At 73.6% G+C, this 19,049-nt stretch carries 14 protein-coding genes; 10 read left to right on the forward strand and 4 right to left on the reverse strand.

The window, feature by feature from the left end:
• Window positions 1-4 precede the first annotated feature (4 nt).
• Genes J3S20_RS11335 through J3S20_RS11355 form a run of 5 tightly spaced genes read left to right on the forward strand, consistent with a single transcriptional unit; the run spans window position 5 to window position 7,472 of the window.
• Window positions 5-736, forward strand: coding sequence for an inositol monophosphatase family protein (locus J3S20_RS11335; RefSeq protein WP_216836593.1), 732 nt, complete (start codon window positions 5-7; stop codon window positions 734-736).
• Window positions 645-2,174, forward strand: coding sequence for an N-acetylneuraminate synthase family protein (locus J3S20_RS11340; RefSeq protein ID WP_216836594.1), 1,530 nt, complete (start codon window positions 645-647; stop codon window positions 2,172-2,174). Before J3S20_RS11335 ends, J3S20_RS11340 begins: the two co-directional genes overlap by 92 nt.
• A 34-nt stretch (window positions 2,175-2,208) precedes the next feature.
• Window positions 2,209-2,919 (forward strand): acylneuraminate cytidylyltransferase family protein, encoded by a 711-nt coding sequence (locus tag J3S20_RS11345; protein WP_216836595.1) that lies wholly within the window; start codon window positions 2,209-2,211, stop codon window positions 2,917-2,919.
• Window positions 2,920-2,955: 36 nt separating this feature from the next.
• Complete coding sequence (locus J3S20_RS11350; protein WP_216836596.1) at window positions 2,956-5,562, forward strand: glycosyltransferase; 2,607 nt, start codon at window positions 2,956-2,958, stop codon at window positions 5,560-5,562.
• Entirely contained in the window at window positions 5,559-7,472 is a 1,914-nt protein-coding gene (locus J3S20_RS11355; protein ID WP_216836597.1) for a DUF6212 domain-containing protein, read from the forward strand. The genes J3S20_RS11350 and J3S20_RS11355 overlap by 4 nt, the downstream gene beginning before the upstream one ends.
• A gap of 42 nt (window positions 7,473-7,514) precedes the next feature.
• On the opposite strand, the gene J3S20_RS11360 is transcribed toward J3S20_RS11355, so the two are convergent.
• The 4 genes from J3S20_RS11360 to J3S20_RS30805 are packed head-to-tail and all read right to left on the reverse strand — an operon-like array spanning window position 7,515 to window position 12,338.
• Window positions 7,515-8,690 (reverse strand): M20 aminoacylase family protein, encoded by a 1,176-nt coding sequence (locus J3S20_RS11360; protein ID WP_216836598.1) that lies wholly within the window; start codon window positions 8,688-8,690, stop codon window positions 7,515-7,517.
• Between the two features lie 17 nt (window positions 8,691-8,707).
• Entirely contained in the window at window positions 8,708-9,364 is a 657-nt protein-coding gene (locus J3S20_RS11365; protein ID WP_216836599.1) for a DUF1028 domain-containing protein, read from the reverse strand.
• Between the two features lie 23 nt (window positions 9,365-9,387).
• On the reverse strand, window positions 9,388-10,080 hold the full coding sequence (locus J3S20_RS11370) for a glutathione S-transferase family protein (protein WP_216836600.1): 693 nt from the start codon (window positions 10,078-10,080) through the stop codon (window positions 9,388-9,390).
• Window positions 10,077-12,338: a hypothetical protein gene (locus J3S20_RS30805; RefSeq protein WP_216836601.1), complete on the reverse strand. Its 2,262-nt coding sequence runs from the start codon at window positions 12,336-12,338 to the stop codon at window positions 10,077-10,079. The genes J3S20_RS11370 and J3S20_RS30805 overlap by 4 nt, the downstream gene beginning before the upstream one ends.
• Before the next feature lie 163 nt (window positions 12,339-12,501).
• On the opposite strand from J3S20_RS30805, the gene J3S20_RS11380 reads away from it, so the two are divergent.
• The 5 genes from J3S20_RS11380 to J3S20_RS11400 are packed head-to-tail and all read left to right on the forward strand — an operon-like array spanning window position 12,502 to window position 19,042.
• The gene (locus J3S20_RS11380) at window positions 12,502-14,211 is read left to right on the forward strand and encodes a hypothetical protein (RefSeq protein ID WP_216836602.1); all 1,710 of its coding nucleotides are present in this window, start codon (window positions 12,502-12,504) and stop codon (window positions 14,209-14,211) included.
• Complete coding sequence (locus J3S20_RS11385) at window positions 14,201-15,298, forward strand: hypothetical protein (RefSeq protein WP_216836603.1); 1,098 nt, start codon at window positions 14,201-14,203, stop codon at window positions 15,296-15,298. Before J3S20_RS11380 ends, J3S20_RS11385 begins: the two co-directional genes overlap by 11 nt.
• Window positions 15,295-16,380, forward strand: coding sequence for a hypothetical protein (locus tag J3S20_RS11390; protein ID WP_216836604.1), 1,086 nt, complete (start codon window positions 15,295-15,297; stop codon window positions 16,378-16,380). Before J3S20_RS11385 ends, J3S20_RS11390 begins: the two co-directional genes overlap by 4 nt.
• On the forward strand, window positions 16,377-17,864 hold the full coding sequence (glpK, locus tag J3S20_RS11395; protein WP_216836605.1) for a glycerol kinase GlpK: 1,488 nt from the start codon (window positions 16,377-16,379) through the stop codon (window positions 17,862-17,864). The genes J3S20_RS11390 and glpK overlap by 4 nt, the downstream gene beginning before the upstream one ends.
• Window positions 17,861-19,042 carry a PLP-dependent transferase gene (locus J3S20_RS11400; protein WP_216836606.1) on the forward strand — a complete coding sequence of 394 codons (1,182 nt, stop codon included), beginning with the start codon at window positions 17,861-17,863 and terminating at the stop codon, window positions 19,040-19,042. Before glpK ends, J3S20_RS11400 begins: the two co-directional genes overlap by 4 nt.
• The last annotated feature ends 7 nt before the right edge of the window (window positions 19,043-19,049 follow it).

Consider the following 19,049-nt stretch of genomic DNA (forward strand, 5'->3'; position numbering starts at 1 on the left):
GCGCATGCAGTTGCAGGAGGTGCGGTCCTTTCTCCGGGGCGCCGCGGACCTGGTGATGGAGAGCCTGCCCGCCGTGATGGAACGGCGGCGGGACATCACCTGGAAGGGCGATGGCAGCCCGGTGACGGCGGCCGACCTGCATCTCGAGGCGCTGGTCCGCGCCCACGTCGCCCACCACCTGCCTGGCGCCGATTTCGTGGGGGAGGAAAGCTACCGCGAAGGCGACGCCCTGGCCGGCGGCCATCTGGTGCTGCTGGACCCGATCGACGGGACGGAGAATTTCTGCTCCGGCCTCAAGGAATGGGGCGTCTCGCTCGGCCTCTGGCAGGGCCGGGACCATCTGGGCAGCCTGCTGCTGCTGCCGGAGCTTGGCCAGTCGCTGATGACCGGGGACCGGATCGTGCCGGAGCGGTCGCGCATCGTGGGCTTCTCCTCCTCCTTCCATGAGGAGATCGCCCGGCAGATGGGCGAGGTGCGGGAGTCGAGGATCACCGGATGCGCGGTCTATAACCTGTACAACGTGGCACGCGGCGCCTTCGCGCGCTTCTGCAACCCGAAGGGGGCCCATGCCTGGGACCTGCTGCCCGGGCTGATGCTGGCGCGCGAGCAGGGCTGCGATGTGATGGTCGATGGGAGCCGGTTTGATGGACGATTTCTCGAGCCTCATCGCCGATATCGCGTCGATATACAGCACCGACACGATCTTCATCCTGGGCAAGGGCCGCTCGGCGGATGAGGTGCGCAAGGAGGTCTTCCGCGGCTCCCTCGTCATCGGGCTGAACGATGCCGAGCGCATCGCGCCCACCGATATCACGGTCTTCCATGCCGAATGGGTGAAGCAAGGGCTGCGCGCGATGGCCCGCGGCGCGCAGCTCTATGTCACCTCGACCGATTTTGCCGTGCCGGGCCGCCGCGTGCTGCGCGTGCCGCACCATCCGCTGACGCAGGAATCCTCCGACCTCGTCATGCAGCGCTTCCTGACGGATGAGCTGGCGCTGGAGGATATCCTGTTCCTCACCGCGCTGAAGATCGCCCGCAAGGTGGCCGAGGCGCGCGGCCGGCCGCAGACCGTCTATATGGTGGGCTTCGATTTCCGGCCCGAGACGGGCTACAGCCACGAGATCACCACCGACTACGCGCCGCAATCGGCCGATGAACGCCAGGCCCGCATCTCGCAACAGGAATTCTACTTCCTCAACACGCTTTACTTCCTGCAGCAGTCGAACCTGGTCGTGAAGCATGTCGGCACGCGCGCTTTCAGCGCCATCGCGCCCGAGGATCTGAACCGCCTTTTCCTGGGCAGCGCCGCGGTGCCGGATGCGCCGCGCCATGCGGTGGCGGTGGTGGCGGAACTCACCACCAACCACTTCGGCGACCGCGCACGGCTGGAGCGGATGATCCGCGCCGTGCGCGCCGCCGGCGCGGATTTGGTGAAGCTGCAGAAGCGGGATGTGGAGACCTTCTATCGGAAGGAACAGCTCGACTCAGCCTACCGCTCCCCCTTCGGCCGCACCTTCGGCGACTATCGCCGCCAGCTGGAGCTGTCGGCGGAGGATTTCGCCTTCGTCGATGCGCTGTGCCGCGAACTCGGCCTCGGCTGGTTCGCCTCGCTGCTCGACCAGCCCTCCTTCGAATTCATGCAGCAATTCGCGCCCACCCTGGTGAAGCTGCCCTCCACCATCTCCGAGCACCGGGACTACCTGGCGCATGTCGCGCGCAGCTATCGCCACGGCGTCGTGCTCTCCACCGGCATGACCGACCAGGCCTATGAACGCTGGGTGCTGGAGACCTTCACGAACTGCGAGCGGCTGTACCTGATGCAGGCGAACAGCGCCTATCCGACGCCGCTGCACGAATGCAATATCGGCGTGGTCCGCCACTACGACCATTTGTCCAAGCAGCACCGTCGGATCGTGCCGGCCTATTCCAGCCACGACCTGGGCTGGAAGGGCTCGGCGCTCGCGGTTGCCGCCGGGGCGCGGATGGTCGAAAAGCATGTGAAGCTGGGCAATACGGAATGGGCGCATTTCGACGCGGTGGCGGTCGATCTCACCACGCCGAAATTCCGCGAATATGTCGAGGCGATCCGGGAGGCGGAGCTGATCACAGGCAGCGAGGAAAAGCGCGTGAACCCGACCGAGCACCACAAGTACTTCGTCCGGGCGACCGGCTGACCTGCCCCGCCCGCCCCTGCCGCCGGAGAGCCGCATGCCCCCCTATATCGGTTTCCTGCCCTGCCGCGCCGGCAGCGAGCGGGTTCCCAACAAGAACACCCGCCCCTTCGCCGGCTTCGAGAAGGGGCTGATCGAGCTGAAGCTGCGCCAGATGGCCGCGGTGCCGGAACTGGCCGAGATCATCGTCTCATCCAACGATCCGCAGGTGCTGGATTATGCGGCGGATTTCGCGGCGAAGCTCGATTCCCGCATCAAGCCCCTGCCGCGCCCGGACGAACTCGGCCGCAGCAGCACCGCGATGGACGACTTCATCCTCTATATCGCGGATCTGGTGCAGGAGGGTGTGATCGTCTGGAGCCACGTCACCTCCCCCTTCGTGCGGGGCGAGGACTACCGGCACTTCATCCGCGAATACGAGGCCTGCCTGGCCCGCGGTCATGATTCGCTCATCACCGTCACCACGCTGCACAAGTTCCTCTGGGACGAGAACGGGCCGATCAACTACAACCCGCATCCCATCAAGTGGCCGCGCAGCCAGGACATCAAGCCGATCATGGAAATCAATCATGCGGCCTATATCATGCCCTTCGCGCTGATGCGGGAAACCCGTGACCGCATCGGCCGCAAGCCCTACTTCATGCCGATCGCCGAGGACCTCGCCATGGACATCGACTGGCTGGACCAGTTCATCCTGCTGGAACGCCTGGCGCGGCTGCGCCTGGATGCCGGCGAGCAGCTGATCTGACCGCCATGACCGTCCCCCGCCGCCTGGAACCGACCGATGCCGGCTGACACGCTTCCCACCAGTGGCATCGGCGGCCTCGATATCGGCGTGGTCATCCCGGCCTATCGGCAGCCGGGCTTCCTGGCGGAGGCGCTGGAATCCGTCCTCGCCCAGCAGGGCCCGCTGCGCATCGGCGCCGTGGTGGTGAATGACGGCTGCCCCTTCGCGCAGACCCATGCCACGGGGCTTGCCTATGCCAGGCGCCATCCCGACCGCATCGCCTATCTGCGCCGCGCCAATGGCGGACTCTCGGCCGCGCGCAATACCGGCGTGGACTTCCTGCTGGCGGCCGCGCCGGCCTGCCGCGGCATCTTCCCGCTCGATGCCGACAACCGCCTGAAGCCGCCCATGCTGGCCCGCGCCCAGGCCTTGCTGGATGCAGCACCAGCCGATTGCGGCTGGGTCTATCCGGATTTCGACTTCTTCGGCTTCGAGGCGAACTACACCACCGCCGGCGACTATTCCCGCTTCATGCATCTCGCGGAGAATGTCTGCGAGGCCGGCAGCCTGGTGCGGCGAGAGGTCTTCGCCAGCGGCCTGCGCTACGACGAAAGCATGCGCCAGGGCTTCGAGGATTGGGACTTCTGGCTGCGCGCCGCGGCCGCCGGCTGGCGTGGCCGGCACCTGCCCCATTCCGGCTTCCAGTACCGCAAGCGGGCGGAGAGCATGCTCGCCACCTCGGAACGCCAGCGCGGCACCATCCTCGGCCAGATGCGCAACCGCCAGGCGCGGCAGCTGCAGGTGCGCCACCTGGCGCCGCTGGAGGCCGCGGAGGTGCCGCGCTTCGCGCTGTTCCTGGAAGGGGAGGAGCAGGTGGGCTTCCTGCTGGATCCCGCCGCGGCGCCACCGGCCAGCCAGCCCATCGCCGCGGCGCGCGACCGCTTCATCCAGGCCAGCCACACGCCGGCGGCGCTGCATTTCCCGCCGCATTGCGCCTTCACCACGCCAGCGACCCTGGCGGTGCTGCGCCGGTCCGGCCTGCTGCGCAACATCTTCTACCACGCCAACCTGGCGCTGCGGGATGCGCATGTGCTGGCGGTGACGATCGAGATGGCGGCGGATGGCGCGCTCGGCCTCGCCTTTACCCCCGCCCCCGCGGCGGATGGCCGCGCCAGCCGCGCCGCGCTGATCCTGGCCCGCACGCAATTGCTGCAGGAGGTGGCGCGGGACACCTATCGCGGCTGGATCAACTCCTTGCGGGAGGAGGCGCCGCGACCGCTGGTCGCGCATCTTGCCGTGACGCTGCCCGAGGCAACGGAGGCGCCGCCCGCTGTGGAGTTCCTGCTGGCCGAGGTCGACGCGATGCGCGACCGCACCCTGGCGCGTTCCGCCCTCGGCACCGAATGGCGGACGGATGACAGGCGTCCGCGCTTCTCGGCGCAGGATCTCTATCCGGAACTCGCGCGCTGCGGCGCCATCCTGCCCTATGTGCCGCCGGGAGACCGGCGCGACATCGGCTTCATCCTGCCGCTGTTTGCCTTCGGCGGCGTGGAAAAGGTGGTGTTCAACTATGCCGCGGCGCTGCGCGAACAGGGCTGGCGGCCGCATCTCTTCATCACCGGCGCGCATCGCATGCAGCCGCAGCCAGGCCATTTCGAGGTCTTCGAAAGCGTGAACTTCTTCGAAGGCCAAGGCATCGAGGGCGGCGACTACGAGAAGCTGCATCTCGGCGCCCCCGTCTCCGGCTTCGCCAATTGGCGCGACATGCGGGACGCGGTGGGGCTGCTGGCCAGCATGGATGTGGTGCTGAACACCCATGCGCTGGGCGGCCATGGCATCATGCAGCAGCTGCGCCAGCAGGGCGTGCAGACCTGGCTCGGCCTGCACTTGGTGGAGAAGGGGCCGCTCGGCAATCCGCTCGGCAATCCGCATATCGCGCTCGCCTATGAGGGCGCCTATGACGGCTTCGTCGTGATCTCCGACAAGCTGCGCGACTGGTGCATCGGCCAGGCGGTGCCGGAGGAGAAGATCGTCCGGGTCCTCAACGCGCCTTCCTACGCCGCCGATCCTTCCGCGGTGGCGCAGGGGCTGGCGGCGCGGCAGGTGGCGGAGGACCGGCCGCTACGGGTGCTTTATCTCGGCCGGCTGGATGCCCAGAAGGGGCTGGAGCGGCTGCGCGACATCATCCTGGAAACCCAGGGCCCCGCCATCACCTGGCGCGTGGTCGGCAAGGCCGTGCTGAACGAAACGGTCTTCGATCTCTCGGCCGCCGGGCTGGTCATCGAGCCGCCGGCGATGACGGCAGCGGCGCTGGATGCACTCTATGCCTGGGCGGATGTCGTGGTGCTGCCATCCCACTTCGAAGGCGTGCCGCTGACCATCCTGGAAGCCCAGCGCTTCGGCTGCGTCATGCTGGCCACCGATGTCGGCGCGGTGGCGGAGGTGGTGCGGGACCGAGTGGATGGCTTCCTCGTCTCCAATGCGCAGCAGGATCCGGCGCTGGTCTCGCAATGCGCCGTCATCCTGCAGCAGCTGGCGGCGGATCGCGCCAGGCTGCGGCAGATGGCCGCGGCCGCGGCGGCACGTGGCGCGGAATCGAGCTGGAGCCGCAATATGCAGGACTGGGTCCTGCGCATCGAGCAGGGGTTGAGGCGGACGGCATGAGCATCCTTCACATCCGGGCGGCCGACCTGCCGGCGCTGATGTCCGGCCAGCCCGCGGTGCTGGCCAGCGCCACCCTGCCGGGGGTGGAAAAGCTGGCCCTGCCGGGGCTGGCGCTCTGGCTGCTGGCGCGGCGGGAGGATCGGCTTCTGCTGCAGCGGCATGGCGCGGCGCAGGCCGAGGGCCCGCTTGTGCCACTGGCGTTGCCACCGGCCGGCGCCCTGGCCCTGCTGGCCGCGAACGAGGCCGAGGTCGCGCCCGTCGCCGCCTGGTGGCAGGCGGCCTCCGGCCAGCCTGCGCCGCTGCAGATCGTGGCCGATGCGGCCGCCGCGCTGCCCGATCTGCTCGGCCGCCTGCTGGCGGAGCTGCAGGACAGCCAGGCGCGCGCCGTGCAGCTGGAACGCAGCCTGGTCGAGACCCGGCTGGACTATGAGGAAACCCGCATCGCCATCGCCGCCGCCGCGCGCAGCCTGGGCCACCGCCCGCCGGCGCCGCTGACCCTGGCGCTGGCGCTGGAAGCCTCGGCGGAGCGGATCGGCGCGGCGGCGGAAGGGGAGCGCCTGTTCCTCCGCCAACCTTTGGCCCGCAGCCTGGACGGGCTGGCGGCGCTGGCGGTGCATATCGGCGGCATCAGCGCCGCCACCACCGGCCCGCTGCGGCTGCGCATCCGCGGCGAGGAAAGCGGCCGCATCGTCGCGTCCTGGACCGTGGAGATGGCGGAGGTGACGGAGGGCTGGCTGACCCTCGACCTGCCCACGCCCCTGGCCCCGCTGCGGGAAACGGCGGTGCTGGAAATCTCGGCCGATGTCGCCGGACCGCATTCCCTGGCCTTCTCCCTCGACCAGGGCTGGGTGCCGGCGGAAGCGGCGGCGACGCCGGCCGGCGGCGAGGGGCAGGGCCGCGCCCTGGCGCTGCGGATCTGGACCGCGGGGCTGGGCGCGCGCTTCGTGGTGCCGGCGCATTGGAACTGGGACGAGGCCGGCGCCAGCCTGCCGCTCACGGGCGTGCCGCAGGCCATCGCGCCCGCGGAGCTTGCGGCCGCGCGGGTGTTGTCCGGTGACTGGGACGGGTTGCAGGCGAAGCTGAACGGCGCAGGCACCGCCGCACTGCGGCTGCCGCGCGTGTCGCTGGGCGGGGCGGATGTGCTGCGCCTGCGCTGGAACCTTTCGGGCAGCGCCGCGCAGCCGCTGCGCCTGGCCGCCTGGGCGCTGTCCCCCGGCCAGCCGGTAACGCGGCTGGAGGCGCTGTCGGCGCAGGCTGCCTTCTCCGGCTGGCGCGACATCGTGCCGGGGCAGGAGGGGGCGCTGACCCTGCTGCTGCCGCTTGCGCTCGGCACCCAGGCGCAGATCGTGCTGGCGGTCGAATGCCCCGATGCCGCGGCCGAGGCGCAGCTACAGCTGACGGAGGCCAGCCTGCTCGCCACCCGCGACCCGGCCGTCCTGCGCACCCTGCAGCGGGAAGCGGCGGCGGAACTGGTGCCGGCGGAGCCGCCGGGGCCTGGTCTCGGCCGGGTGGAGCTGCTGCAGCACCTCGTCAGTGGCCGCTACCAGCATTTCGACCTGCTGCTCCATGAGGTGACGGGTGGCGGGCAGGACTGGCCGCAGCTGCGCTTCAAGCTGGCCATCGCCGCCAGCGGCCCGCTGCTGGAATTCCGCCGCGCCAAGGGCTGGCCGGATGCCTTCGCCCGTTGGCCGGGCACGGAGACGGACCAGTTCGGCCCCGTGCTGCGCGTGCGCCAGCCGCAGCTGCGCGAATTCCGCGATGGTCTGGCGCATCCGCGCGATGCGGCGCTGGCCGCCACGCTGCTGGCCCTGCTGGAGCAGATCGCCGAGGAAGCCGGGCGCCTCGCCAGCCTGGACGCCGAGGCCGCCACCGGATGGCGCGAGGCCGCGCTGGCGCTGCGCGACGCCTGAACTTCGCTCCCCCGGCGCAGGCCGGGGGAGGGGACGCCGCCTTCAGCCGCGCTTCAGCTCCTGCTCCACGATGCCGGCGAAGAAGCTGGCACCGATCGGCAGCAGGTCGTCGTTGAAGTCGTATTGCACCGTATGCACCGGCGCGCTGCCCTTGGCGCCGGCCGCCTGGCCCAGCTTGATATAGGCGCCCGGCTTTTCCAGCAGCATGAAGCTGAAATCCTCGCCGCCCATCACCGGCGGCATGTCGCGCCGGACCTTGCCCTCGCCCAGTATGCCGCTGCAGATGCGCGCGGCCAGCCGCGCATTCTCGGCATGGTTCACCGTGGCGGGATAGCCGCGGGTATAGGTGAATTCCGCCACCGCATCATGCGCCGCCGCCGTCGCCTCCACCACGCGGCGCATGCTGGCCTCCACCAGGTCCTGCACCGCGGGGTTCAGCGTGCGCACCGTGCCGTTCAGCACCGCCTCGTCCGGGATGATGTTGCTGGCGGTGCCGGCATGGAATTGCGTGGTGGAGATCACCGCGGATTCCAGCGGATCGACGCGCCGCGCCACGATGGTCTGCAGCGCGCCCAGGATCTGCGCGCCGACCACGATCGGGTCGATCCCGCCATGCGGCCGCGCCGCATGGCCGCCCTTGCCGCGCACCGTGATGGTGAAGACGTCGGAGGCCGCCATCATCACGTCGTCGCGGATATCCGCCTCGCCGATCGGCAGGGAGGGGTCGTTGTGCATGCCGTAGACGCTGTCGCAGGGAAAGCGCGTGAACAGGCCTTCCTCCATCATCACCTTCGCACCCGCGCCGCCTTCCTCCGCCGGCTGGAAGATGAAATGTACGGTGCCGTCGAAGTTGCGCGTCTCCGCCAGGTACTTGGCCGCGCCCAGCAGCATGGTGGTGTGGCCGTCATGGCCGCAGGCATGCATCACGCCGGGCGTCTGGGACGCATAGGGCAGGCCGGTCGCCTCCGTCATCGGCAGCGCGTCCATATCCGCCCGCAGGCCGATGCTGCGCGTGGAATTCCCGTTGCCGCGCAGCACGCCGACCACGCCGGTTGTCGCGATCTTCTCGTGCACCTCGATGCCCCAGGCGGCGAGCAGCTTCGCGACCTGCGCCGCCGTGCGGTGCTCCTCGTAGCGCAGCTCGGGATGGGTGTGCAGGTCGCGCCGCCACACCTCCATCTCCGGCTGCATCGCGGCAATCCTGTTGTTGATGGGCATGATGTCAGTCCTTGCGTCTAAAGGGCGATGGCGTCGTCGGGGTTCAGCACGCGCACCACATAGGCATCGACCAGCGGCGCATATTCCTCCCACAGGGCGCGCAGCGCGGGGATGGGCTGCGCATGGCCATCGGCGCGCAGGTCGACCAGCGCGAAGTCATGCACGCCATGGACCAGCAGGCTGGCGGAACGCACCTCGCCATGCTCGCCCCCCGCCGCCTCGCCCGCCTCCAGCCCCCGCACCAGCCGCTCCGCCAGCGGCAGATCGGGATCGGCCAGGAAGCCCGCCACCATCGCCTCCGGCACCTTGTCGCTGGCCAGGATGTTGCCGATGGCGACCACATCCGTGCCATGCGCGGCGCCATGTTCCGGCTTCACCCGCGCACCATGGAAATGCGCCGTGCGCCCCGCGGCATCGATCGCCGCAAGCTGCCGCCAGCCGTGATCGGGGGTGGAGGCGACCAGCGCCGCCACCGTCTCCGCCGCCGTGCAGCCGGAGCGCAGCAGGCCGATGCCGCGCGGGCCGAGGCGCGGATCCGTCCGATGCTGCGTGAGCACCGCGCCCACACCCGCCGCCACCGCATGCACCCGCGCCCCGACGGCGAGGGAGGAGGTGGTGGCCGCCGCGCCGAACTGCCCGGTGCGGGCGCAGCGGGCGATCAGGGAAAAGGTCATCCGCGGGCCTCAGTCGAAGTGCTTCAGTCGAAGGCTGGCACGTCGCGCGCCAGGCCGCCATGCAGGTCCAGCATGCGCTGCCGCCAGGCTTCCACCGGATCATCCGCCGCCAGCAGCTTGAAGGGGCTGACGCAGCGCGCCCATTGGAAGCCGCCGAAGACGATGGAATCGACATGCAGCGGCGCGGCGCCGCCCAGGAAGGGCTGCGTCCGCAGCATCATGCGCAGCGGCTGCAGGTCCTTCCGGAAGACCTCCACCTGCCGGTCGCGATCCGCCTGCACCGCCTCCAGGCTCATGCCGAAGCGGGCCTCCCGGCTCGTGCGGAAATACTCCACATCGCCGGGGTCCAGCACCTTCACGATATCCGCCACCACCAGCCGCACCAGCCCGGCCATCACCACCGCATCGGCCCAGGCATTGATGAAGCGCGCGCTGGCGCGGCCACCCTCGCCGCCGAACAGGCTGGGGCGTTCGGGATAGGTCTCCTCCAGGTATTCGGCGATGGTCCAGCTGTCGGAGACGGCGCGGTCGCCATCCAGCAGCAGGGGCACCTTCTCCCCGCCATGCCGGGCCAGCAGGTCCTTCTGCACGAAGCGCCAGGGGATGGTTTCCACCGGAAGCCCCTTGGCCGCCAGGGCCAGCTTCACGCGCCAGCAATAGGGGCTGAAACGCCGGGCCGGATCGGCACCGGCCAGGTCGTACATCCGCAGCGTCATGGCAGCTCCTCGATTTCCCCGCGCAGCACGGCGCGCGCGCCTTCCGCATCGCCGAGCGCGGTCAGCCGGGCGGCAATCTCCTGCCGCTCCGCCAGGCCCTCCGGCGTCGCCTCTGCCAGCGCGGCGCGGATGCGCAGCGCGGCCAGAAGCTCGGCACGGCGGCCCTGGCGGTCCAGCGCCGCCTCGTAGCGTGCATGCCAGCCGGCGCCGAGCACCGCCCCCGCCAGCTGGCGCAGCGCCGCCTGCGAATCCTGCGGCGCGGCGGCCAGCACCAGGAACAGCGCCGCCTCCCGCTGCGTGCGGTCGAGCTGCGGCAGCAGCGCGCGCAGCGCCTCCAGCCCCGGCCCGGCGCCCTCGCCGCGCAGCCGCGCCAGCACCAGGGGCGGGCCGAAGCGAGCCGGATCCTCCGCCGCGCGCTGCGCCAGCAGGGGCAGGGCCTCGGCCGGGGCCAGCACGGACACCAGCGCCAGCCGGTCGCGGCCGGCCTCGTCGCGCGCCTGCGCGCCGCGCAGCAGCCGCGGCAGCGCCGGGTGCTGGGCGGCGCCGAACAGGCCGGCGCCCGCCACTTCCGGCGCCGCCGCCAGCAGCGCCACCACCCGGTCGCGGGCCTCGATATCGCCCGCCCAGTCGAGCAGGTTCAGCGCCGCGGCGAGATTGGCAGGGCCGAGCGGCCGGGCCAGCGCCGCGGTCACCGCCACCTCCTCCGCCGTCCAGCCCTCGGGCAATCCGGGCAAGGACCGCAAGGCAGCGGAAGCCGCCTCGGCCAGCGCCGGCAGGCGGCGCTGCGCCGCCAGGGTCAGCGCCTCCGCCAAGGCGGGGGCAGGGGCGGTGCCGCCGCCGTGCAGGAAGCGCACCGCATCCTCCAGCTTGTCCTCCGCCAGGGCCAGGCGCAGCCAGGCCTCGCCCGCCACCGGGCTGTCGCCGCGCAGGCGCTCCAGCAGCGGCAGGGCGGCGGCGCGGCGGCTGGGCAGGTTGGCCAGCTCGGCGAAAAGGCGGATGGCCTGCGCATCGGGCGCGGCCTGGATTTCCCGCCGCAGCCGGTCCTGCGCCGCCTGGTCCAGGCCCAGCTCGCGCAGCACGGCGGCCAGGCCCCGCGCGCCCTCGGCGGTGGCGGGCGGCTGGTCCAGGGCAAGCTGCGCGTAACGGCGCGCCTCCGCCCGGTCGCCGCGCGCCAGGGCCAGCACCGCCGCAGCCTCCGGCCGTGCGGCCAGGCGGGACGGGTCCAGCCGGCGGGCGAGCGAGGGGTCGCGCGCGGCGCGGGCAGCCTCCAGCAGCCGCAGCGGCAGCCCGGCCGGCCAGGCGTCCGTCGGCAGCAGCGCGGCGACGGTGAAGGCTTCCTCCAGCTGGCCCTCGGCCAGGGCGAGGTCGATCAGCTGGGCGCCGCCGCCGGGGGGCAGGCCTGCGGTGGCGCGCAGCGCCATCAGCCGGGCGAGCGCCGCGCCGCCCCAGCCGGCGCGCGCCTCGGCCTGCGCCACGGCGAGCGCGATGGCGGGCTGGGCCAGCGTCTCCGCCGGCAGTCCTTCCAGCAGATACAGCGCCAGGTCCGGCCTTCCGTCCTTCATCAGGACGCGGCGCAGCGCCTCCATCAGGTCCGGCGCCACTTCCGCCAGCAGGGCGCCGAGCGGGCGCATCGCCATGGCCGGGTCGGGCAGCCGGGCGGCCGCCTGCATGGCCCGCAGGGCGAGCTCGGGGGTGGGGTTGCGGCCGATCGCGGCATGCAGGCCGGCAAAGGCGCCGGCGGCGTCACCGGCCTCGATGCGCAGCGCGGCCAATTGCCGCGCCTCCTCATCCGTCGTCGCGCCGATGGCGGAAAGCCGTTCCAGCGCCAGGCGCGCGGCTTCCGCATCGCCGAGGTCGCGGCGCAGCATCATCGCCTCCCGCAGCGCGGCGGGGTCCCCGGTCAGCGCATGCAGCCGTTCCAGCACCTCGGCCAGCTGCACCGGGCGATGGCTGGCCCGCAGCTGGGTGGCGAGGCGGCGCAGCGGCGCGGGATTGTCCGGCTGCGCCGCCACGGCGCGTTCCAGGCTGGCGGTGGCGCGGTCCTCCGCCGGGCGCAGCGGCTCGGCGAGGCGCAGCGGCGGGGGCGCGGCGGGGGGCGGCAGCAGCGCCGGGGTTGCCAACGCGGCCAGCCCGGCCGCACCCAGCGCCAGGCCGAAGCGCCGCGCCGCGGAAAGCCCCGCCGGCTGGCGGGGCCCGAGCGGGCCCAGGAGCATGGCCAGGGGCATGAGCGGCTGGCCGGGCAGGACGCGGGTGGACATTCGCCGCAACAGGTAGCGGGCATGACCCCAACCCGCCAGGGCTTTCGCGGCTTCGCCTCACAGGCGAGTACAACTCCCGCGCGGCCCTGGCGCGTCGCCGGCTTCACCGATATTGCTGGTGCGGGGCGCGGGTGGGGATGATGGCAGGTTCGGGGATGCGCGCGTGAAGATGCCGACGGCCGCGGCGGGGCGGCGTGCCGCCTCGCCACCCGCGTCGCCCGAAGGATCCGCCGAGGCCGCGGCGATTCGGCCGCACGGCCAGGCTGCGGCGCCCGAGCCGACCCCCGATGTGGTGCCGGACCCCTGGGCGGAACCCTGGGCGGCGCAGACGCCGCCGGCCGCCTCGCCACCGGCGCCCGGCGCGGCGCGGCGCGCCTGGTCCTGGCTGCGCCGCCCCCGCCCTGCGGAGGCCGCGGCGGCGCGGCTGCGCGCCATGGCCGAGCCCGAGGCCGAGCCCGAGGCCGGGGAGGCGCCACCGCCACCCGAGGCCCGGCCGCTGCCCGGGACGCTGCCCGAGACGCTGCCCTTCCCCAACCTCTCCCCCTTCAGCCTGCCGATGCGGCCGCTCGCCGAGGGGCTGGCCGGGCTGCTGCTGCTGGTGGTGCTGGACTGGGCGGTGACCGGGGGCAGCGGCTTCGCGCATTGGCCGGCCTCCCCCCTGGTTCTGCCGGTGCTCTACGTCGCCGCCCGCTACGGCATGGTAGCCGGCTGCGCCGTGGCCGTGGTGGCCGGCGTGCTGCGCCTCGGCCTCGCCGTCACCAGCGATCTCTGGAACAGCGGCGCCTGGGCGCTGCCGCTGGCCTGGCCGCCCCTCGCACTGATGGTCGGTGCCTTCACCGACCTGGCACGGCATCGCATGCGACAGGCCCAGGCCGCCGCGGCCGCCGCCATCGCGGACCGGGAGGCGATGGCCGAATCGAACCAGCGCCTGGCCGACCGCGCGCTGGAGCTGGATGCGCGGCTCGGCGCCCGGCTGCAGGCCACCACCGCGGTCTTCGAGGCCGCGCGCATCCTGGGCAATGGCACGGAAGGCGTCATCCGCGGCGCCACCGGCCTGCTGCGCGCCGCCACCGGCTGCACCGCCTGTTCCTTCTGGATGGCCGAGGACCGCACCCTGCACCTGGTGGCGGCGGAGGGCTGGCCGCCCGAGGGTAGCGGCAAGCTGTCGCAGGTCCTGCTGCCCGGCCCGCTGACCGATGCGATCGGCCGCGGCCGCGGCGCCCTGGTGGCGACGCGGCAGGCGGACCGCCTGGCCCTGGGCGGGGAGGGGCTGCTGGCCGCGCCGGTGCTCTCGCCCTGGGATGGCTTCCTGCTCGGCATGGTGAAGATCGAGGATATCGGCTTCAGCGAGCTGGGGCTCGAGACCATCGCGGCGCTGGAAGCCGCGGCCGGCTGGATCGGCGCCGCCCTGGCCGAAGCCCGCGCGCGGGAGGCGGCGGAGTCGGCCGCCGGCGGCAGCGCCCTGTCGGGCTTCCCGGCCGCCGGCGGGCTGATGGTGCCCGGCGAGGAAGCCTCCCGCGCCATTTCCGTGATGACCGGGCTGGCGCGCCGGCTGGGCTTCGAACTGGCGCTGCTCTCGGCCGAGATCCCGGCCGGGCCGCGCGGCGCGGCGGCGCTGGAGGCGACGCGGGCGGCGATGGCCGAGGCCTTCCGCGGCTCCGACCTGCTGCTGGAGGCGCGGCTGGAGGAACGGCGCCTGTCCATCCTGCTGCCCGGCGCCGCGGTGGCGGGGGCGGAAATCGCCGCCGCCCGGCTGCGCGCCCTGCTGGCCCAGCGCGCGCCCTCGGCCACCGCGCAGGTGGTGGTCAGCGTCGCGCTGCTGCATGGCATGACCGGCGGCGGCTGGCAGGTGGCCGAGGCGCATGGCGGTTAGCGCGGAACGGCGGCATCAGGAGCGCCGCGCCCGGCCGCGGCCGGGCCCGGACCGCCGCGCCCCGCGCGGCCTGCTGCCGGGCGGCGAGGGCCAGGGCCTGCCTGCCCTGGCCGGGCTCGGCCTGGCGCAGGCGCTGGTGGTGCTGGCGATGCTGGCTGGCTGGTGGGCGCTGGCGCTGGGCCTGCACCTGCTGGGCTGCCTGGCCCTGCCGAGCCTGCTGCGCCAGCGCCCGCCCGGCTGGCCGGGCGCGGTGCTGCGGCTGCTGGCCATGACGCTTCCGGCACTCGGGCCGCTGGCCATGCTGGGCGCCCTGGCCGCGCTGGCCATCGGCCTGCCGCGACGGCTGCGCGATGTGGCGCCGCCCTTGCCGGAAGATCCGCTGGATGCGCGGCTGGATGCCATCGCCGCGGCAGGGCCTGGCGGCGGGCTGCCGGATGGGCTGCTGCTGGAATCGCTCGGCGATGTGCTGCGCTGGGGCCATGCGCGGCAGAAGGCGCGGGCGCTGGACCTGGCGGCCGAACCCTCCCGCCCCGGCGGCGCCGCCCTGCTGCGTCTGGCGCTGAGCGATCCGGACCCGGCCGTGCGGGCGCGAGCCGAGGCGCTGCGCCCGGGGGTGGAACTGCGGCTGCTGGAGGCAGCGGCGGAATGCCGCGCCGCGGCGCGCGGCCAGTCCGGCGCCGCGGCTATCGCCGCGCAGCGGGCCCTGGCCCGCGCATTGGATCGCGCCGCCGGCTCCGGCCTGCTCGATGCCCCGCGCGCCGATGCCTGCCGGGCGGAGGCCGCCGGACTCTGGCAGGCGCTGGCCGAGGCGAGCGGCGCGGATGCGGAGGCCGAGGCGGCGCTGGGCCGCGAGTTGCTGGCGCTGGGCGATCTGCCGGCGGCGCGGCTCGCCCTGGAAGCCGCGGTGACGCGCGGGGCGGCGGGGACGGCGGCGCTCGGCTGGCTGGCCGAATGCCTGTTCCGCGCCCGGGATTTCGCGGCGCTGGAGGCGCTGGTGGCGCGCTGGCGCCCGGTGCTGGAGGCCGAGGCGCAGGAGGGTACTGCAGGCCCGCATGCTGGCGCCTGGCGCCTCTGGCTCGCCCGATGAGCGCGGCCCTGAACCCCCCGCAGGGCGAGTCCCCAATGGCCCCCGGCGCGCTGGTGGCCGGCGCCTGGCTGGGGCCGGCGCTGGCGGCGCTGGCCGGGCTGGCGCTGCTGCGCCTGGCCGGCATAAGCGGCGAATTCCTCGGTCTGCTGATCATCATCGGCCTGTCGCTGCTGGCCGGCGCGCCGGCGGCGCTGCTGGCGGCACGGCGGGGCCTGCAGGGGCTGCCGCTCGGCCTGGCCATGGGCGGCGCCGGCCTGGCCGCCTTCCTGCAACTGCATCTGGTGGACCGGCTGGGCCTGGCGGAGGCGGTGCCGGGCGGGCTGGCGGCGGCGGCGCTGGTGCTGCTCTGGACCGGGCTCACCCTGGCGGCGGGCTTCGGCCTGCCGCCGCTGGCGGGGCTGGCGGCGGGGCTGCTGGCGGGCGGGCTGCTGGCCTGGGGGCTGGGCGGGCTGGCCGGCGGCTTCGGGGGGCTGGCCCTGGCGGCGGCCATTGCCGGCTTCGTCGCAACGGTGCCGGCCGCTGCTCTGCCGCTGGGCCTGCCGCGCCGCCTGCCGCGGGGTGGCACTGACCCGGTGCTGGCCGGGCTGGCCCTGGCGCTGGCGGTGCTGGCCGGGCCGCTTTCCACCTATCTGCTCGGCGGGCCGCTGATGGCGGTGACCCTGGCCCTGCTGGTGGCGCTGCCGGGGCTGGTCTTCGTCGCCCTGGCCCGCGACCTGGCACCGCTGCCGCTGGCCACAAGGCTGCTCGGCCTGCAGGCCATGGCGGTGGTGCTGGGCCTGGTCATCGGCTCCGCCCCCGCCGCGGCCGGGCTGGTGGCCGCCGATTCGCTGCCCGCCTATCGCCTGGCGCTGCTCGGCGCCGGTTTCCTGCCGGCCTTCGCGGCGCTGCTGGCGGCGCTGCTGGCGCGCGAGGCGCCGGGGGCGGCCACGCTGGCGGCGGGGCTGCTGGCGGCGCTCTCGGCCGGGCTCGGCCCGCTGCTGGGCTGGGTCGATCCGCGCCTGTCGGATCACGGCGCGCTGCTCGCGCCGCTGCTGGCCACCGGCTTCGCCTTCTGGCTGCTCGCTCGGGAGCAAGACGCATGACGGACCTGCTGCTCGCCATCGACCAGGGCACCACCTCCACCCGCGCCATCCTGCATGGGCCGGACCTGGCGCCGCGCGCCAGCGCGCAGCTTCCCCTGGCGCAGCACTTCCCGGCGCCGGGCTGGGTGGAGCATGAGCCGGAGGAAATTTTTGCGGCGACACTCGCCACGATGCGGGACGCGCTGGCGCAGGGCGGTGCCTCGGCCGCGGACCTGGCCGGCATCGGCATCACCAACCAGCGCGAGACCACCGTGCTCTGGGACCGGCGCAGCGGGCGGGCCATCCATCGCGCCATCGTCTGGCAGGATCGTCGCACCGCGGCCCATTGCGCGCGGCTGGCGGCGGAAGGGGCGGGGGCGCTGATCGCGGAGCGCAGCGGGCTGCTGCCGGATCCCTATTTCTCCGCCACCAAGCTGGCCTGGCTGCTCGAGAATGTGGGCGGCGCGCGGGCGGCCGCGGAACGCGGCGACCTCGCCTTCGGCACCATCGACAGTTTTCTCCTGTGGCGGCTGACCGGCGGGCGGGTGCATGCGACGGATGCGACCAATGCGGCGCGCACCATGCTGTTCGACATCCGCCGCGGCTGCTGGGACCAGGACCTGCTGAAGCTGTTCGGCATCCCCGAGGCGCTGCTGCCGGAGGTGCGGGACAATGCCTGCGAGTTCGGCAGCACGGAGCCCGGGCTGCTCGGCGTGGCGGTGCCGGTGCGGGGCATGGCGGGGGACCAGCATGCGGCGATGCTCGGCCAGGCCTGCTTCGCCCCGGGCATGGTGAAATCCACCTATGGCACCGGCTGCTTCCTGCTGTTGAACACCGGCGATGTCGCGGTGCCCTCGCAGAACCGGCTGCTGACCACGCTGGCCTGGCAGCTTGGCGGCCAGCGGACCTATGCGCTGGAAGGCGCCATCTTCATCGCCGGCGCGGCGGTGCAATGGCTGCGGGACGGGCTCGGCATCATCAAGGACGCGGCCGAGAGCGGGCGGCTGGCGGCGCAGGCGGATCCGGCGCAGGGGGTGTATTTCGTGCCCGCCTTCACAGGCCTTGGCGCGCCGCATTGGGATGCCGAGGCACGCGGCGCCATCCTGGGCCTGACCCGCAACACCGGCCCGGCCGAGATCTGCCGCGCGGCGCTGGAGGCGGTGGCCTTCCAGACGCGGGACCTGGTGGAGGCGATGCAGGCCGATTGGGGCGCCCGCGGCGGCGCGACGGTTCTCCGAGTCGATGGCGGCATGACCGCCTCGGACTATGCCATGCAGGCGCTGGCGGACCTGCTGGGCGCGCCGGTGGATCGGCCGGTGGTGCAGGAAACCACGGCGCTGGGGGCGGCCTATCTCGCCGGGCTGCAGGCCGGGCTGCTGCCGCCGCCCGGCCCGGCCGTCGCGCATTGGCGGCTGGACCGCCGCTTCCAGCCGGCCATGCCCCGCGCCGAGGCGGATCGGCGCCATGCCGGCTGGCAGGACGCGGTGCGCCGCGTGCTGACATGAGCGCCCTGGCGGCGCTGGGCCTCGCGCCGATCATCAACGCCGCCGGCACCGTCACCCGCCTCTCGGGCGGCATCCTGGCGCCCGAGGTCGTGGCCGCCATGGCCGAGGCCTCCGCCGCCTGCTTCGACATGCTGGACCTCCAGGCCGCGGCGAGCCGGGAGATCGCGGCGGCGACGGGCGCGGAGGCGGGGATCGTGACCGGCGGCGCCTCCGCGGCCCTGCTGCTGGGCGCGGCCGCCTGCATGGCCGGGCTCGACCCGGTGGCCATGAACGCGCTGCCGGCGGCCGGGCCGCGTCGCGACTTCGTCATGAGCCGCAGCCAGCGCAACATGTACGACCGGGCACTGGAAGTGGCGGGCGGGCGGATCGTCGAGGTCGGCATCCCGGACCGATTCTCGGGCGCCGGGGTGCGCGATGCCTCGGCCGGCGAAATCGCGGCCGCCATCGGGCCGAATACGGCGGCGGTGTTCTGGGTGGCGCAGCCCTGGTCCGAGCCTTCGCTGGAGGAGGTGGTGCGCGTGGCGCATGCCGCGGGCGTGCCGGTGCTGGTGGATGCCGCGGCGCAGCTGCCGCCGCTGGCCCATCTGCGCGGCTTCCTCGAAGCCGGCGCGGATCTGGTCGCCTTCTCCGGCGGCAAGGCGATCGGTGGGCCGCAGGCCAGCGGCATCCTCGCCGGGCGGCGGAAGCTGGTGGCCAGCGCGCTGCTGCAGATGCTGGACCTCGACCTGCCGGAGGCGCAGTTCCGGCTGCCGCCCGAATTCGCCGGCAATGCCCTGATGCCCTTCCTGCCGCGGCATGGCATCGGCCGGTCCTGCAAGGCGGGGAAGGAGGAGGTGGTGGGCCTGCTGGTCGCGCTGCGCCGCTTCCTGGCGGAGGGCGAGGCGCCCCGCCAGGCGCGGATGCTGGCGCGGCTGCGCGCGGTGCAGGCGGCGATGGGGTCCACACCCTGCGAGATCGCGGAAGGCCCGACGCCGCTGCTGCTGCTGCGCTGCGGCGATGCCGCGGCCGCGGCGCGGGTGGAGGCGGCGCTGCGCGCGCGGCGCGTGCATGTGAACCAGGGCCGCCTGCGGGACGGCGTGCTGGTGGTGCATCCGGCGGCGCTGGCGGAGCGCGACCTGGTGCCGCTGGGCCAGGCCCTGGCCGCGGCCTTCGCCTCCGATCTAGGATGGGCGCCATGACTCGCCG

The sequence above is a fragment of the Falsiroseomonas tokyonensis genome (genome assembly GCF_019024325.1).
Lineage (GTDB): Bacteria > Pseudomonadota > Alphaproteobacteria > Acetobacterales > Acetobacteraceae > Falsiroseomonas > Falsiroseomonas tokyonensis.

Coding starts and splice junctions, on each gene's coding strand:
- J3S20_RS11350 (WP_216836596.1), top strand. CDS start 2,956: ATGCCGGCTGACACGCTTCCCACCAGTGGCATCGGCGGCCTCGATATC.
- J3S20_RS30805 (WP_216836601.1), bottom strand. CDS start 12,338: ATGTCCACCCGCGTCCTGCCCGGCCAGCCGCTCATGCCCCTGGCCATG.
- J3S20_RS11355 (WP_216836597.1), top strand. CDS start 5,559: ATGAGCATCCTTCACATCCGGGCGGCCGACCTGCCGGCGCTGATGTCC.
- J3S20_RS11400 (WP_216836606.1), top strand. CDS start 17,861: ATGAGCGCCCTGGCGGCGCTGGGCCTCGCGCCGATCATCAACGCCGCC.
- glpK (WP_216836605.1), top strand. CDS start 16,377: ATGACGGACCTGCTGCTCGCCATCGACCAGGGCACCACCTCCACCCGC.
- J3S20_RS11370 (WP_216836600.1), bottom strand. CDS start 10,080: ATGACGCTGCGGATGTACGACCTGGCCGGTGCCGATCCGGCCCGGCGT.
- J3S20_RS11335 (WP_216836593.1), top strand. CDS start 5: ATGCAGTTGCAGGAGGTGCGGTCCTTTCTCCGGGGCGCCGCGGACCTG.
- J3S20_RS11340 (WP_216836594.1), top strand. CDS start 645: ATGGACGATTTCTCGAGCCTCATCGCCGATATCGCGTCGATATACAGC.
- J3S20_RS11390 (WP_216836604.1), top strand. CDS start 15,295: ATGAGCGCGGCCCTGAACCCCCCGCAGGGCGAGTCCCCAATGGCCCCC.
- J3S20_RS11360 (WP_216836598.1), bottom strand. CDS start 8,690: ATGCCCATCAACAACAGGATTGCCGCGATGCAGCCGGAGATGGAGGTG.
- J3S20_RS11385 (WP_216836603.1), top strand. CDS start 14,201: ATGGCGGTTAGCGCGGAACGGCGGCATCAGGAGCGCCGCGCCCGGCCG.
- J3S20_RS11345 (WP_216836595.1), top strand. CDS start 2,209: ATGCCCCCCTATATCGGTTTCCTGCCCTGCCGCGCCGGCAGCGAGCGG.
- J3S20_RS11365 (WP_216836599.1), bottom strand. CDS start 9,364: ATGACCTTTTCCCTGATCGCCCGCTGCGCCCGCACCGGGCAGTTCGGC.